Annotated in this window: 12 protein-coding genes; 6 read left to right on the forward strand and 6 right to left on the reverse strand. The window is 45.8% G+C overall.

Annotation, left to right across the window (positions count from 1 at the left end):
* Window positions 1-3: 3 nt before the first annotated feature.
* The 3 genes from WC841_05375 to WC841_05385 form a co-directional block, all read right to left on the reverse strand.
* On the reverse strand, window positions 4-570 hold the full coding sequence (locus WC841_05375; protein MFA5828755.1) for a LemA family protein: 567 nt from the start codon (window positions 568-570) through the stop codon (window positions 4-6).
* Window positions 571-574: 4 nt separating this feature from the next.
* Window positions 575-1,243 (reverse strand): hypothetical protein, encoded by a 669-nt coding sequence (locus tag WC841_05380; protein MFA5828756.1) that lies wholly within the window; start codon window positions 1,241-1,243, stop codon window positions 575-577.
* Between the two features lie 65 nt (window positions 1,244-1,308).
* The gene (locus tag WC841_05385; protein MFA5828757.1) at window positions 1,309-1,560 is read right to left on the reverse strand and encodes a hypothetical protein; all 252 of its coding nucleotides are present in this window, start codon (window positions 1,558-1,560) and stop codon (window positions 1,309-1,311) included.
* A 150-nt stretch (window positions 1,561-1,710) separates the two neighbouring features.
* Between WC841_05385 and tsaD the strand changes: the two genes are divergently transcribed.
* The 4 genes from tsaD to WC841_05405 all read left to right on the forward strand — a co-directional run bounded on the left by tsaD (window position 1,711) and on the right by WC841_05405 (window position 7,398).
* Window positions 1,711-2,862 carry a tRNA (adenosine(37)-N6)-threonylcarbamoyltransferase complex transferase subunit TsaD gene (gene tsaD, locus WC841_05390; protein MFA5828758.1) on the forward strand — a complete coding sequence of 384 codons (1,152 nt, stop codon included), beginning with the start codon at window positions 1,711-1,713 and terminating at the stop codon, window positions 2,860-2,862.
* A 458-nt stretch (window positions 2,863-3,320) separates the two neighbouring features.
* Window positions 3,321-4,778 (forward strand): DUF4173 domain-containing protein, encoded by a 1,458-nt coding sequence (locus WC841_05395; protein ID MFA5828759.1) that lies wholly within the window; start codon window positions 3,321-3,323, stop codon window positions 4,776-4,778.
* On the forward strand, window positions 4,768-6,285 hold the full coding sequence (locus WC841_05400; protein ID MFA5828760.1) for a hypothetical protein: 1,518 nt from the start codon (window positions 4,768-4,770) through the stop codon (window positions 6,283-6,285). Before WC841_05395 ends, WC841_05400 begins: the two co-directional genes overlap by 11 nt.
* A 63-nt stretch (window positions 6,286-6,348) precedes the next feature.
* Window positions 6,349-7,398 carry a hypothetical protein gene (locus WC841_05405; protein MFA5828761.1) on the forward strand — a complete coding sequence of 350 codons (1,050 nt, stop codon included), beginning with the start codon at window positions 6,349-6,351 and terminating at the stop codon, window positions 7,396-7,398.
* A gap of 372 nt (window positions 7,399-7,770) precedes the next feature.
* Here WC841_05405 and WC841_05410 read toward each other — a convergent pair whose 3' ends face one another.
* The 3 genes from WC841_05410 to WC841_05420 all read right to left on the reverse strand — a co-directional run bounded on the left by WC841_05410 (window position 7,771) and on the right by WC841_05420 (window position 10,807).
* Window positions 7,771-9,495, reverse strand: a complete 1,725-nt coding sequence (locus WC841_05410; protein ID MFA5828762.1) for a VanW family protein — start codon at window positions 9,493-9,495, stop codon at window positions 7,771-7,773.
* Window positions 9,489-9,905, reverse strand: coding sequence for a ribonuclease HI family protein (locus WC841_05415; protein MFA5828763.1), 417 nt, complete (start codon window positions 9,903-9,905; stop codon window positions 9,489-9,491). The genes WC841_05410 and WC841_05415 overlap by 7 nt, the downstream gene beginning before the upstream one ends.
* A 143-nt stretch (window positions 9,906-10,048) precedes the next feature.
* Window positions 10,049-10,807 (reverse strand): ZIP family metal transporter, encoded by a 759-nt coding sequence (locus WC841_05420; GenBank protein ID MFA5828764.1) that lies wholly within the window; start codon window positions 10,805-10,807, stop codon window positions 10,049-10,051.
* Window positions 10,808-11,123: 316 nt separating this feature from the next.
* Here WC841_05420 and WC841_05425 point away from each other — a divergent pair, with 316 nt between their 5' ends.
* On the forward strand, window positions 11,124-12,677 hold the full coding sequence (locus WC841_05425; GenBank protein ID MFA5828765.1) for an extracellular solute-binding protein: 1,554 nt from the start codon (window positions 11,124-11,126) through the stop codon (window positions 12,675-12,677).
* Between the two features lie 3 nt (window positions 12,678-12,680).
* Window positions 12,681-13,334: a triose-phosphate isomerase gene (locus WC841_05430; protein ID MFA5828766.1), complete on the forward strand. Its 654-nt coding sequence runs from the start codon at window positions 12,681-12,683 to the stop codon at window positions 13,332-13,334.
* The last annotated feature ends 1 nt before the right edge of the window (window position 13,335 follow it).

The following is a 13,335-nucleotide window of genomic DNA, read 5'->3' on the forward strand; positions in this document are numbered from 1 at the left end:
TTATTAGTTGGTGATGTCCAATTTGACCGAAGGGGCAGTATCGGCACCATCCTGGGCTTGGAAAAATTGTCGTTGTTTGAAACCAAAAAGATTGGCAAGGAGGCTACCGGGGAAACGAATCACCTTGAGATTGTACTCGGAGACGGTTTCGTTGAACCTTTTTCGTTCGACGGCTATCCGGTTTTCGGTACCGGCAAGCTCATCCATGAGCCTGACTACCGTAGTGTCGGATTTTAACTCCGGGTAGTTTTCCATAATTACCAAAAGACGACCAAGAGAGCTTTCGACACCGGTGGCGGCGGCAGATTTTTCATCCACTGTTGTGGCGCCGGCATAGCGGGAACGGGCATCGGCAATATCTTTGAAGATGGTTTGTTCCTGCTTGAGAACACCTTTGACGGATTCTACTAAATTGGGGATAAGATCGAAGCGGCGCTGATACTGGGTTTCGACCTGGGCCCACTGGACGTCGACACTTTGATTGCCGGTGACGAGACCATTGTAGGCGGAAATTGCCCATAAAAATAAAAACACGGCGATGACACCGAGGACTAATAGACCTTTTTTCATATGTTTATAAAAATTTGAAACTTGTAATTAGTTTTTCGCATTCTGATTTGAGGGCGGCATCCGAGTTGTGAATACACTGGATGGTGTAGAACTTATCTTTGTATTTTACATCAACTAGAGTTTGGGCGGAAATGTCGTAGCGGAAAGCAGGTTGGCCAGAGAGAAGGTAACTTCGGGTGTTGTCCAAAACCGGCCGGCCGGGATTTTCCCAGGACCAATCACTACCGACATGGACGGCGATATTGCCACCAATACGATAGAAAGCAATTCTGTGGCCGGTAGGTTCGGCAATTTTGTATACTTTTCTATCTGACATATAGGAAAGGGTGAACCCATCTTCGGTGCCATCATAGGTCTGAAAAGCGGGGGTGGGCCCGGGGGTTAGGGTGGGAGCCGGGGAATCTTCCGGCGAAGGAAGTGGCGAAGAGGTGGCGGGGAATTCGGAGGGAGTTTCTGAGACAGAGGGAACAAATTCGGGAGACGGGGTGGCGGATTGCGGGTTTTCCTCGAAAACGAGGGGAGGTTCGGGCGGAGTAACAATATTATCCTGCGTTGATTTTATTTTGAAAAACAAAAAAATACCGATGAGGGAGAGGATGACAAAAACAGCAGAAAGGGAGAGATATCTTTTGTTGGATTGAAGCTGATCAAGATTAGCACGACTGGTATCCATCAGTTAATGATACAGAGTCAGGGAAACATTGGCAAGAGAAACTAGCCTAACGGTATCTTTATTTTCTACCCTTTTACCGGCCATACCCCTGGCCCCTTTGGCTGACTATTTTGTGCCTCAGCCTGATTAGCTACCGGAAGACCGAGTGGTAACAAGCCGGCCCTTGTATCTTCTAGATTAACCGAGTCTGCCCCTTTGACTACCGGTTGCCCGAAAATACTTATAAATACTGTTCCGTCCGGAGAATTATCAAATTCATCGCGGGTAATTAGTAAAATATCAGCTTGGTTTTGTGGATCCCCTTCTTTCAATGTCATAGATAATAATAAAAATAATTATTGTTCTGATTATAATGTATGTTATAGGTCTTTGTCAAGAGTATTACCGGCAATGGACGTTTACTACCTTGTGTGTTTTTCGATTGGATTTCGCGGGAAGAGACAAGGCCAGGGCGGTATAATAGGCGGATGATTGTACTGGCAATAGAAACAAGTTGTGACGATACGTGTGCGGCGGTGCTAGAAAATGACCGGATATTGTCGAACGTGGTTTCGTCACAAATTAACCTACATGCCCAGTGGGGCGGAGTGGTGCCAGATATTGCCAAAAGGGCGCATATGGAAAGAATTATGCCGGTGGTGATGACAGCTTTAAAAAGGGCAAAATCCCTCTCGGCTTCGCCGCTTCTCCCTTTGACAAGGGAGATGGAAAAATTGATGAATGAAATTGATGTGATTGCGGTGACGGTGGGACCCGGGCTAGCGCCCGCTTTGGGAGTGGGAGTGAATACTGCCAAAGAACTGGCAATAAAATACAAAAAAAAACTGGTGGCGGTAAACCATGTGGAGGGGCATATTTTGTCCAACCTGGCAAAAAACAGGAAGGGAAAACCGGAGAGAGAGATCGAGTACCCTGCCCTAGTACTGACGGTTTCGGGAGGACATACCAAGATCATTTTGATGAATCAAAATGATCAATTTTCAATTTCTAATTCTCAATTTTTAAAAAATAAAAAAGTACCAAATAAAATAGGTGGTTTTCAATATCAGGTTGTTGGAGAAACGCTGGATGATGCGGCGGGAGAGGCACTGGATAAGGCAGCAAAATTGATGGGGCTGGGGTATCCCGGAGGGCCGATAATTGAGAGGTTGGCGGAGGGCGGAGACCAGAATTTTCTTGAATTACCCAGACCAATGGCAGACAAAAAGATTCTTGACTACAGTTTTTCGGGGCTGAAAACTAGCTTTTATTACAAGATTAAGGACTGGCCCAAGGATAAGGTGGCCCAAAATTTGCATGACTTGGCGGCAAGCTATCAGGCGGCAGTGTTTGAGATGCTTCTCAGAAAATTTAAACTGGCAATTGAAAAATGTGAGCCAAAAAGTCTGATGGCCTGCGGCGGAGTGATGGCAAATGTGACATTAAGAAAACAATTGCGGATGTTGGCGAGAAAATTTAAGTTGCCGATTTTTATGCCATATACTAAGATTTTGAATACGGATAATGCCGGGATGATTGGGGTGGCGGGATATTTTAAGGCAATGAGGGGTGAGTTTGTAAAAGATATTGAAGGTTTGGACAGAAACCCGAGAGCACAATTAACAATTAAATTTTTGTAATCAGTAATCTGTAATTGGTAATTAAGTCAAAACCCACCCTTTAATTCCCTCCCTTGACCCTCCTACACCATGGCTACGGAGGGGCGAGAGGGAGGGCGGAACATTGCAATCCAAATCCCTCTAAATCTCCCTTTGACAAGGGAGACTTCAAAAACCCCTCACCCATTCGGGAGCTCCCCTTGACCCGCCTGAGGCGGGTAAACCGGCAGGCAGGCCTATCCCCTCCTTTAACCCTCCTACGCCATGGCTACGGAAGGGCGATGGAAAGGGAGAGCACTGCTGATTATCGCGAATGAATAGGGTGTGAGGTGGTTTTGTATTTATTACCGTAATGATTGCCACGCTACGCTCGCAATGACGCGTGGATCCCAATGACAGTTTGTTGAGAAAAAATTTAGCATAGATTTCGGTAAATATGCGGTTTATAGGACAATGGTATAATCGGGATAATCGATAATATGGTGGCAATAATAATTACTTTACTTTATTGGTTTTGGGTGAAGGGCGGGGGCGGATTTAATTTGGGATTTAGTGCCCTTGGTACGATATTTTTTATATGGCTCTTGGTTAAAAAGGGAGAAATAAGAAAGGATAAATATTTGATAGCTTTGTGGCTGATGGGAGTGGCAATAGCCTGGTTTCAGACGTGGAGAAATTTTGAGGGGATAAAAGCTATCAGCGTGGTGACTTTGGTGACGTTGGGCGGGTATTTGTCGGCTTTAGGGAAACAGCCAAAGGCGATAATTGATCTTCAGAGAATAGTGGGCAGTGCCCTCAAAACTATTCCGGATTTTTTTCGGGAACTTTTTGGGTTGGGGACGAAATTTTTGACAATTAAAGTATTTTCCAAAACCAAGGGAGAGAGATGGAATAAAATACTGGCGGGGGCAATCTTGGCGGTACCGATGGTGCTAGTGTTTGGAGGATTGTTTTATAGCGCTGATCCGATTTTTGCCAAACTGATAAACAGTATTAGACTGCCGCAGATAAATATTTCGGAAAAATTAATTGGCGATGTAGTGTCGACAGTAATGGTTTTGGGGATGAGCTTGACGCTGGCTAATTTTCGACTAGCCAAAAGGAGTGAAAACGGCAAAAGGATTAAGGGCGCGGAAGAGATAACAATTGCCGCCGGGGTAGTGGCGGGATTGTTTTTGGTGTTTTCAGCGATACAAATAAGATACTTTGGAATAAGTAGCGATGAACTAAGGGAAATGGGGATAATGTATTCGGAATATACCAGAAAGGGCTATGCAGAAATGCTTTTGGCGGCGGGACTGGCGATAGGATTGGTGTTGTGGCTAGATAAGATGAAAAAGGGAGCGGCAAAAAAAATTGGGCTTGCACTGGTGGCAGAAACGCTTTTGATAGTGATAGCAGCTACAAACAGAAACTATCTTTATCAGGCAGTACACGGGTTTACCAGAGTTAGGCTGATGGGATTTTTGATGTCGGGATGGATGGGAGCAGCGTTACTTTTGGTGGGGTGGAAAATGGTGAAAAGAAAATCGGATAATAGATTTTTTAGGGCGATAATTGGGGTAACGGTGGCGACAGTGCTTCTGGCCAATATAGCCAACATTGACCGAATGGTGGTGAAAAACAGACTGCCGAATTTGGGATATGGGATTGACTATATATATGTTTCGGAATTGTCGTATGACGCACATGAGATTTGGCCGTGGCTACTGGACGAAACAGATGAAAAATTGAGAGGCGCGCCGGAGAGACGGTGGGTTTACTATGGCCTGAGAGCAAAGGCTGATAGACTAAAGGGCGAGAGGGAGCGTAATTTCGCAAACTGGGCGGGGTGGAACGGGACGGCAGTAGAGGCGGAAAAAACAATGGAAAAATTAAGAGAGAGGTTGGACGAAGAGGCAAAAGAAATTGTAATTTCGAAAGAAAGTGAAACATAAATTGATATTTTGGATAATTCCCCCACTTGCGGCTTGGATGGCGATTTACGGAATGGTGGCGATCAGATCGCCTTGGAACAGTGATTTTATGTCGATGATACTGGTAGTGAAAGAACTGTTTAGGAGCAAGGTTTATTTGTCGCCGGATACATTTTTGATTAAATACCCTATCGTGTGGCTGGTGTCTGCCTTTGTGGAATACGGGAGAAAATATATGTGGCTTTTACAAATGGCAAACGGGGCGGTGATGATTGCCGGGTTTGGGTGGTATTTTGCGGATTATGCAGGCCGATTTGTAAGTAAAAAAATGACCGGGGCGGCAGTGGCGGCGGGACTGTTTTATATGGCGACAATGTCGGCAGCGTTTTTCGGGTTTACGGTTCACCCGTTTTTGAGAAATGCCGAAATTGCTCTAATGCTTTTGTTTTTGATGGTTTTCAGAAAATCTAAATTGTGGAGCCTGCCGATTTTGATAATAATGCTTTTAAATGATGCCTATTTTACCTTTGTATTTGTAATACCTTTGGCGGTATGTGAAATAATTGGGGCATCTATTAAGAAAAAGGATTTGAGCGTTAGTAGAGGGTTTGGGCTTCTGGCGGCGGGGACAGTTTTGACCTACTTTTTGAGAGATCGGATAATTAACCGAACGCCGTATTTTTTGATATATGAGGAGATAGCGGCATTTCGGGATTGGAACTCGGTGGGGACGACAATTTCTTTGATGCTTCAGGGCTTGATTGATCTGACGGGGGCAAACTTTTTTGAACAAAAGTTTTATACCAGTATGGCATTGACGGCGGTGATGGGCGGAGGACTGGCAATATTAGCGGTGGTTGGGTTAGTAAAATTGTTTGTTGACGGAACAAAAAAGAGCCAAGTGGAGATGATGCTACCATTGACATCTTCGCTAATAACTATAGCGGTGTCACTGCTATCGACCAGATATGGGAGTCGGGAAGCGGGACGATATTTGGTAATTATTTGTTTTTGGTTGCCCTTTGGGCTTTTGTATTGGCTCCAGTCAATCAGAAACTTTAAAAGGCTGTTTTGGGTATTGGTGCTGGGAATTTTTTTAATATGCGCTTTTAAAGCCAGAACAATTTTGATTGAAAACCGAAGAAATGATTTTTGGAGGGACAATTTTTATAATCTGGAACTGGTAAGTTTTTTGAAGAAAAATGATTTGAAATACGGGTACGCCGGATTTTGGAGCTCGGGAATTTCAACATTTTTGGCCAAAGAAGAGGTAAGGGTTAGGCAGGTGGGATGCGAAGCTAGTAGAATCGGCGCACAAACATGGGTGGTTTCGGACAGTTGGTATAAGACTGATTATTATTTTGGACCCTCATTTATACTCATAGGTTCGTATGGAAACGATAGAGATACTTTTATCGAATGTGATGAAAAGGCGGTTTTGAAACAGTTCGGGGAGCCACAAAAAGTGCTGGAATACGAGAAAGATAAGATATATGTGTATGACTATAATGTAGCGGAGAGGTTTTGAAGAGACAGTAGGGACGGGATTGTGATAGACTGGGATTAATTATTAATTAATTTTAATTATAATATGCGTATTTTGGACAGATTTAAGTCACAACCAGCGCCAGGGAAATCGGCAGAACCGACAACTCCAGTTACAGCAGCGCCAGAAGTTGAGACGGCATTATCAGCGGCGGCACCGGGACCAGTAATGGTGGAAAAAGTGGCTCCTGTAGAGGTAACACCTGATTTTGGTATACCCGTTCCGGGGACACCTTTTGGACCACCTATGGAGTTTGCAGAAAGATACTATAGAGCGGCTGTTGAGGCGGGCAAGATGCCTCCCGAGATTGGAAATAGGTTAGCTATTTTTGCGGATATGTCTCGTGATCTATCCCGCGTTTGGAAGGAAGAACAGGATGCGGCAGAAGCCGAGAGATCGGCACGCCACCCGTTTAAGGTACTGGAGGACGCCCTGGTTGAAGGAACCAGAAGGCAGTATGGGGCACTTAATCAAGAACCATACCGAAGAAGTATTGCCAGAGAATTACCCCAAATATTCGCACAGTTAAAAAGACAGTATGATCAAGAAAGATTGGTAGGAGGGAACGCTTCGGATGCGGAAATATTGGACCGGGCAATGGCCTCCGAGGGGGTTCATACCACCCTAGACGTGGCCATGTTGGTGGAAGGTTACCCGCAAGGTTCTTTGGGGAATGCTAGGTTTCCAATTTCTGAATTACCGGCAATGCTTAAGGCATTAGGAGCTATTCCGGTTGAGGCTCCGGACGCAGAACAGTTCCCGGTTAAGCACGAGAACCGATATCTTAAAGAACTTTTGGAGGCCAGAGGCGCAACATCAACCAAGGTTGAAATCCCCTATGGAGGCCAACACGCAGCGGCAACAGAATACACTTGTCCTACTAGGATTCCGGGTGTTGATGTCGTTGTAGGTATTTTGGATCGATATGCTGATGGTCATGAAGAAGTAGGCGCAAGAGGTTTCCCCATCCATGAAGGTTTCAAGTTGCAGTTGACGAAACCATTTTTGGCAGAAGCTTTGGGGCTTCAACTTTCAGAAGATACCGGCGCAGAACCGGTACCTGCCAAAGGAAATGATATAACGCACGGACGCTAAGGTGAAGGTTTCTGGGTGAAAGAGTAAAGAGAGAATTGAGGGAAAAAAAGTAAGATTGCCGCGTCGTACCGATAATTCGGAACTCCTTCCGCCACTGGCCCGCCTCGGCGGGTAAACGGGCAGGCAGGGGAGCAAAATCTACCCCTATCCCCTCCTTTGATGAAAGGAGGGGCACTACTCATCATCGTGAATGGATAGAGTGAATGTGAAGATCTCGTATTTCTTGCCCCAAAGATTGCCACTCCGCCAGTTGGCGGATCGCAATGACGGGGAAAAAAGATTGCCACGTCGTTCCACTCCTTCCGCCAAAGACGGACAAGTGCAATGACAGGATTTTAAATCTCCCCCTGCCCCTTCTTTGACCCTCCTACGCTAGGGCAACGGCGGGCCGCGGCGGAAGACGGCGGCCCAGGGAACAAAATTGCTGGTAAAGGTTTTTTCGTGGATGATCTGGTCATTTCGGGTGACTTTCCAATCGAAGGCGGTTTTTAGACCGGCAATACGATGCTCGTCCTGGATAACTTTGCCGGCCGGTAGGGTGGGATCGTCGATATAGATATCGGGAGGCGGGGGTTGGCTGCCCCACTTGCGGTAGTTGGTGATTTCGGTCTTTCTACCATCAGAGGTACCGTAAATTTCGTAGGTTAACGTTTTGTTTTTGCCGTCGTATATATTTTGAATGAGGACATAATGGCCAGTATCGTTGACAAATTTGAGGTCGGGACTAGGGATGAAAACGGTAGCATCGTAGCCCGGGGGCATGTCTTCTTCGTAGTAGCCAACCCGATAGGCGTGATTGCGGCGCTCGGTAATGTCGACACCGGCATTTAACATAGCCCGGAAAAAAGTGGTGGAAACCTGGCAGATACCGCCGCCGACATCGAGCTCGGTCTTGCCGGCCCGGATGATATAGGCTTTTTTGTAACCAGCTTCAAGAGTAACTTCACCCAAAGCTTTGATAAAGGAAAAAGTATCACCGGGAGCAACCAGAACGCGATTGACAATTGAAGCCCCTTTTTCAATATTGAAATTACGGATAGTGCTTGAACTTTTGAAGGTGGAGGTACCCCGGCCGAGTAGCTCTTTGATACCCAAATTGTTGACAGATTCAGTTTTGATATTGGGGGCGGAGGCAATAACGGGGATGGATTTGGTAATTACTTTTTCGGCTGAGTCTGTTAACTCCGATAATGAGGCTAAAATAGTGGCGGCCAGGGCGGGCTGATCGAGAGTCAAGCCATTTAGGGCCGGGCGGAATTCGGTAACGGTATTGTTTTCAAACTTAAAGATGGCATCGACTGGGTCTCGCTTGATACTGGCAGAAAGACTACCGACATAATCGGAGATTTTGTAACGGTTGAACTGGTGGTCGAAATCAAGCCAGGGGATTAAAACAGAATCGGCCAAAGCTATATTGGAGACTTCACTTGTCAAAAGAAGACTTTTTCCAATTAACTTTTTGGCGAAATCGAGAGTGGCGGTGATTTGGTCTGCGGCCGGAAGTTCCCCGACGGTAGAAACCGGAATATTCAGGCCGGAAAATTGATAGACAGCGAGGGAGCTACTAATTAACTGTTTAAGAACCGGCTGATCAACTCTTTGACCGATTTGGCCTTCTTTTACCGTAATTTTTCCCTGGTCATACTGCAACTCGCTGGGAACGAAAGGCTTGTCAATTTGACTTGAAAGGTCGGCAAGATATTTGTCCAGACCGTCCTGGTCGTAGCTAATTTCTAAAGTAAAATGCTTGGGGGCAAAAAAATACCGGATATATTGGGGAATGCCTTCGTTGAGACGGCGGTATAACATGGTGCTGATAAGCTTGTCTTTGTTGAGAGAAGCGGAGATAGAGGCGGGATTGAGGGTAAATTTTTTGTCGGCGGCCAAAAGAGTCAGCGGCCGGCCGAATTCAAAATCGGTATCGAGCCGGGTGGTGATTTCTTCACGGCTGAGGCCGGAATAATCTTTGTCTAAAAGAAAGGTATTTTCCGCAGTTTTACCGTAATTGATGATAATCGGGGAAAGCAGGAGGGTACAAAAAACAAGGATGAGACCAAGGATGGATAATATCTGATAATTTATTTTAATTTTTAGCATTGGCGGTCCATGGCCTGATTGGCCAATTCGTCGGCTTTTTGATTAAGCTCGCGGCGAATGTCCTGAAATGAATAAGGCAGAGCAATATCCTGAAGCAGATTGATGACGGTACGATAGAAGTCTTTGAGATTTTGGGCTTTTACCTTGTACTGCCCCTGAACCTGGCGGACTAAAAGCTGAGAATCGGAGCAAAAAGAAATTTTTTGGATATTGTAGGCATCGCGATTGGCCTTGATCCAGGAGAGGGCACCGATAAGGGCGGAATATTCGGCCTCATTGTTGGTTTTGATACCCAAAAATTTTGAGTCCTGGAAAATGAGATTATTATTTTCATCTAAAATCACCAGGCCGTAGCCGGAGGGACCGGGATTGCCCCTGGCGCCACCATCGGTATAGACGGAAATATGCATGTTGGTAATTGGTAACCTGTAATTGGTAACTGGTAATTAAGACAGTTAATTTTAACAGGCAGAATGGGGTTATTCTATGAGAAGATGGAGGACACTTGTAATCAGTAATCGGCAATCAGTAACCTGTAATTGGGAACTGGGAATTACTCTACAAAAAGAAGGAGAAACATGAGGCCGACACCGACGATGATGGAAAAAAGTTGGATGAGGGAGGCGGAAATTTTGGGACTATGGCGATGAAGCTCGGGGATGAGATCGGAGGCGGCCAGATAGATAAAAGCACCGGCAGTGACGGGCAAAAGATAAGCGGCAAAATTGTCGATATTGGTGCCAAGAAAGAAGGTTAGAAAAACTCCTAAAAAACTTATAAGGGCGGATAAAAAATTTAGAAGAAGGGCTTTGGCGACCGGTACACGGCTATGGACCAAAATAGCATAATCCCCTATTTCCTGGGGTATTTCGTGAATCAAGACGGCCAGGGTGGTGGCTAGGCCCAACTCACGGCTGACCATAAAAGCGGCGGCGATGAGCATGCCGTCGATGAAGTTGTGAACGGCGTCGCCGACAGTATTTAGGGCAACAATGTGGCTATGGCTGTCTTCACCCTCCGGACAATCAAGGTTGTGGCAGTGACGCCAACGAAGAAACTTTTCCAGGGTGAAATTTAAAAGTAGGCCGGCGATGACGAGAAGGGAAATGGTGGCGGAGGGAATGGGGCCGGAAAAAGATTCGGGAAGGATATGGATGAAGGCATCGCCCAAAAGACTACCGACAGCGAAACTGACTAGGTATGGGGATAGACGGCTGACAAGAGACGGGCTGAAAAATAAAAAAACAAGGCCGGAGAGAGAGACCAGACTGATAAAAAAGACAGCGATGAGTGAACTAAAAAGCGGAGACATAGGGGGATTTTAACATGTTTTGGCCCCGGGTGATAGCTTGGCGGTTTTGAAATCCGGGCAACAAATTCGTGAACGGAAAGCGGATTTTGGCGGTGAATACCGGTGGCAGTGAGATAGGAGGTATTTTAAATCTCCCCCTGCCTGCCGGCAGGTAGGGATTGCCACGTCGCTTCGCTCCTTCCGCCAAAGGCGGATAGGCGCAATGACGTGAGATGAAAGATTGCCACGTAATTTTACTCCTACCGCCAAAGGCGGATCAGCCCAGGGTGGAGACAAGAGAGACTAGAATGTCTTTGTTTTTGGTATTATGTAAATAGTGAATCCAGACGAGATAAAATCACCGCTGCCCCCAAGAAAAGTTTTGATCGGAGACGAAGGTGAAGTAACACCAATCCCGGAGGCAGCAGTACCGCCGACTGAACCAACCGGTGGCGAATCTGTCTTGTTCCCCCCACAGGGGCCAACAGTGACCGGCGAGGGAAATAGCTCCCGGGTATCCAGTAAAATTATTCAAAAAAAACCGTTTAACAAGAAAATTATATTTATTGCAATCGGGGTGGCAGTGTTAGGACTGGTGATAATGATGCTGCCCAAAATTTTTTCCGGCAAAACCGACGGAAATAAAGAAGTAACGCTGAATTACTGGGGAATATGGGAAGAAAGCAGTGTAATAGACGCGGTAATTGCCGATTTTGAGGCACAAAATCCGGGGATAAAAATTAAATATACCCGCAAGGATAAGGAAAACTACCGGTCGATTTTGATGAGCCGGCTACAAAAAGGCCAAGAAGATACGCCGGATATTTTTAGAATCCATAGCACCTGGGTACCGACATTTCAAAACTTATTGGAGCCGGTACCGCAAACGACAGCAACAAATTTGCAATTGGAGAGCGATTTTTTTGATGTTTATAAGACAGAGTTGAAAAAAAAGGGCGCCTATTTGGCCATTCCCCTGATGTATGACGGACTGGCGCTGTTTTATAACAAAACAATGCTGGATGCGGCGGCGGTATCGGTGCCGAAGGGATGGTGGGAGCTGCAATCGGCGGCTGAAAAAATGACCGTAAGAGACAGCAATGGGAAGCTGCAGGTGGCCGGAGCGGCGATCGGACTGACAGATAATATCGACCATTGGAGCGATGTGGTGGGGCTTTTGATGAAACAAAACGGGGTGAATCCCCTGGTGGATGATGAGGAAAATAACCAAAAAATTCAGAGTGTGTTGGAATATTACACCCTGTTTGCCACCAAAAATGGCGGAGTGTGGGACCAGTCTATGCCCAATTCAACCGATGCTTTTACGGCCGGAAAAGTGGCCTTTTATTTTGGGCCGTTGTGGAGGGTTTATAATTTTGCCGAACCGATGTATAAGGATTTTAAGTATGAAGTAACGACAGTGCCGCAATTGCCGACAATTGCTGATATCCCCCTTGATCAGCCCCTTTCTGATGCTGATTTGACCAATATTCACTGGGCGAGCTATTGGGTGGAGGGAGTGGCGGCGGGCAGTAAACACCAAAAAGAGGCCTGGAAATTTATGGAATTTTTGGCATCAAAAGAATCACTGGAAAAGATGTATACGGCGGCTTCGCAAATAAGGGTGTTTGGGGAGCTGTACCCGCGGAAGAGCATGGCAGAAATGATCAGCAGCAACGAGAAAATCAGACCATTTATATCGGTGGCGGATAATGCTTCGGGCTGGTATTTGGCCAGTAGAACATTTGACGCCGGTTTAAACGAGGAAATGATTAAGTATTTTGGCGACGCGGTAAATCAAATAATAACAACCAAAGATATAAAGAACGCTATGATAACTCTTCGAAGCGGGATTAATCAGTTGAAATCGCGGTACAAATTGACGGAATAAAAAATGATTTTGGTAAATTTTAAAATTTATCGGGAGACATTTGGCGAAGGGGCAACTCGGTTGGCAGCGGCCTGTAAGATAGTGGCGGAGAAAACAGGTGTGCAAATTATCCCGGTAGTATCGGCTATTGACGCCTACCGGATTATTAAAGAAGTGGGAATGGAGGTAATGGTTCAGCACACTGACGGGATGGTTGAAGGGACCAAAAGCGGCTTTGTGTCAACCGAGCAGGCGGTATTGGCCGGTATCAGCGGATCTCTTGTGAACCACTCGGAACATAAGGTGAAGCCGGGGACAATAAAAAAGATGTTGGCAGTTTGGCCGGAGAAGTTTAAATCGGTGGTATGTATCCAAACACAAGGACAGACGGAAAGATGGGCTAAAAACATAAAGCCGGATTTTATTGCCTATGAACCCTCTTATCTTATCGCTTGCCAGGAGCGATCGGTGGCCACAGAAAAACCTGAAGTAATTGAAAAAATAGTTGATAGATACAGGGGGATTCCGGTGTTGGTGGGGGCCGGAATTCATAGTGTTGAGGATGTAAGAATATCCTTATCATTGGGAGCAAAGGGAATTTTAATCTCGTCTTTTATTGTAAAATCTGCCAATCCAGAGGCAGACCTGTTAAAACTGGCTGAAGTTTTTAGTGTATAAT

The organism is Candidatus Shapirobacteria bacterium (assembly GCA_041659325.1).
Classification (GTDB): Bacteria; Patescibacteriota; Microgenomatia; order UBA12405; family UBA12405; genus JBAZYN01.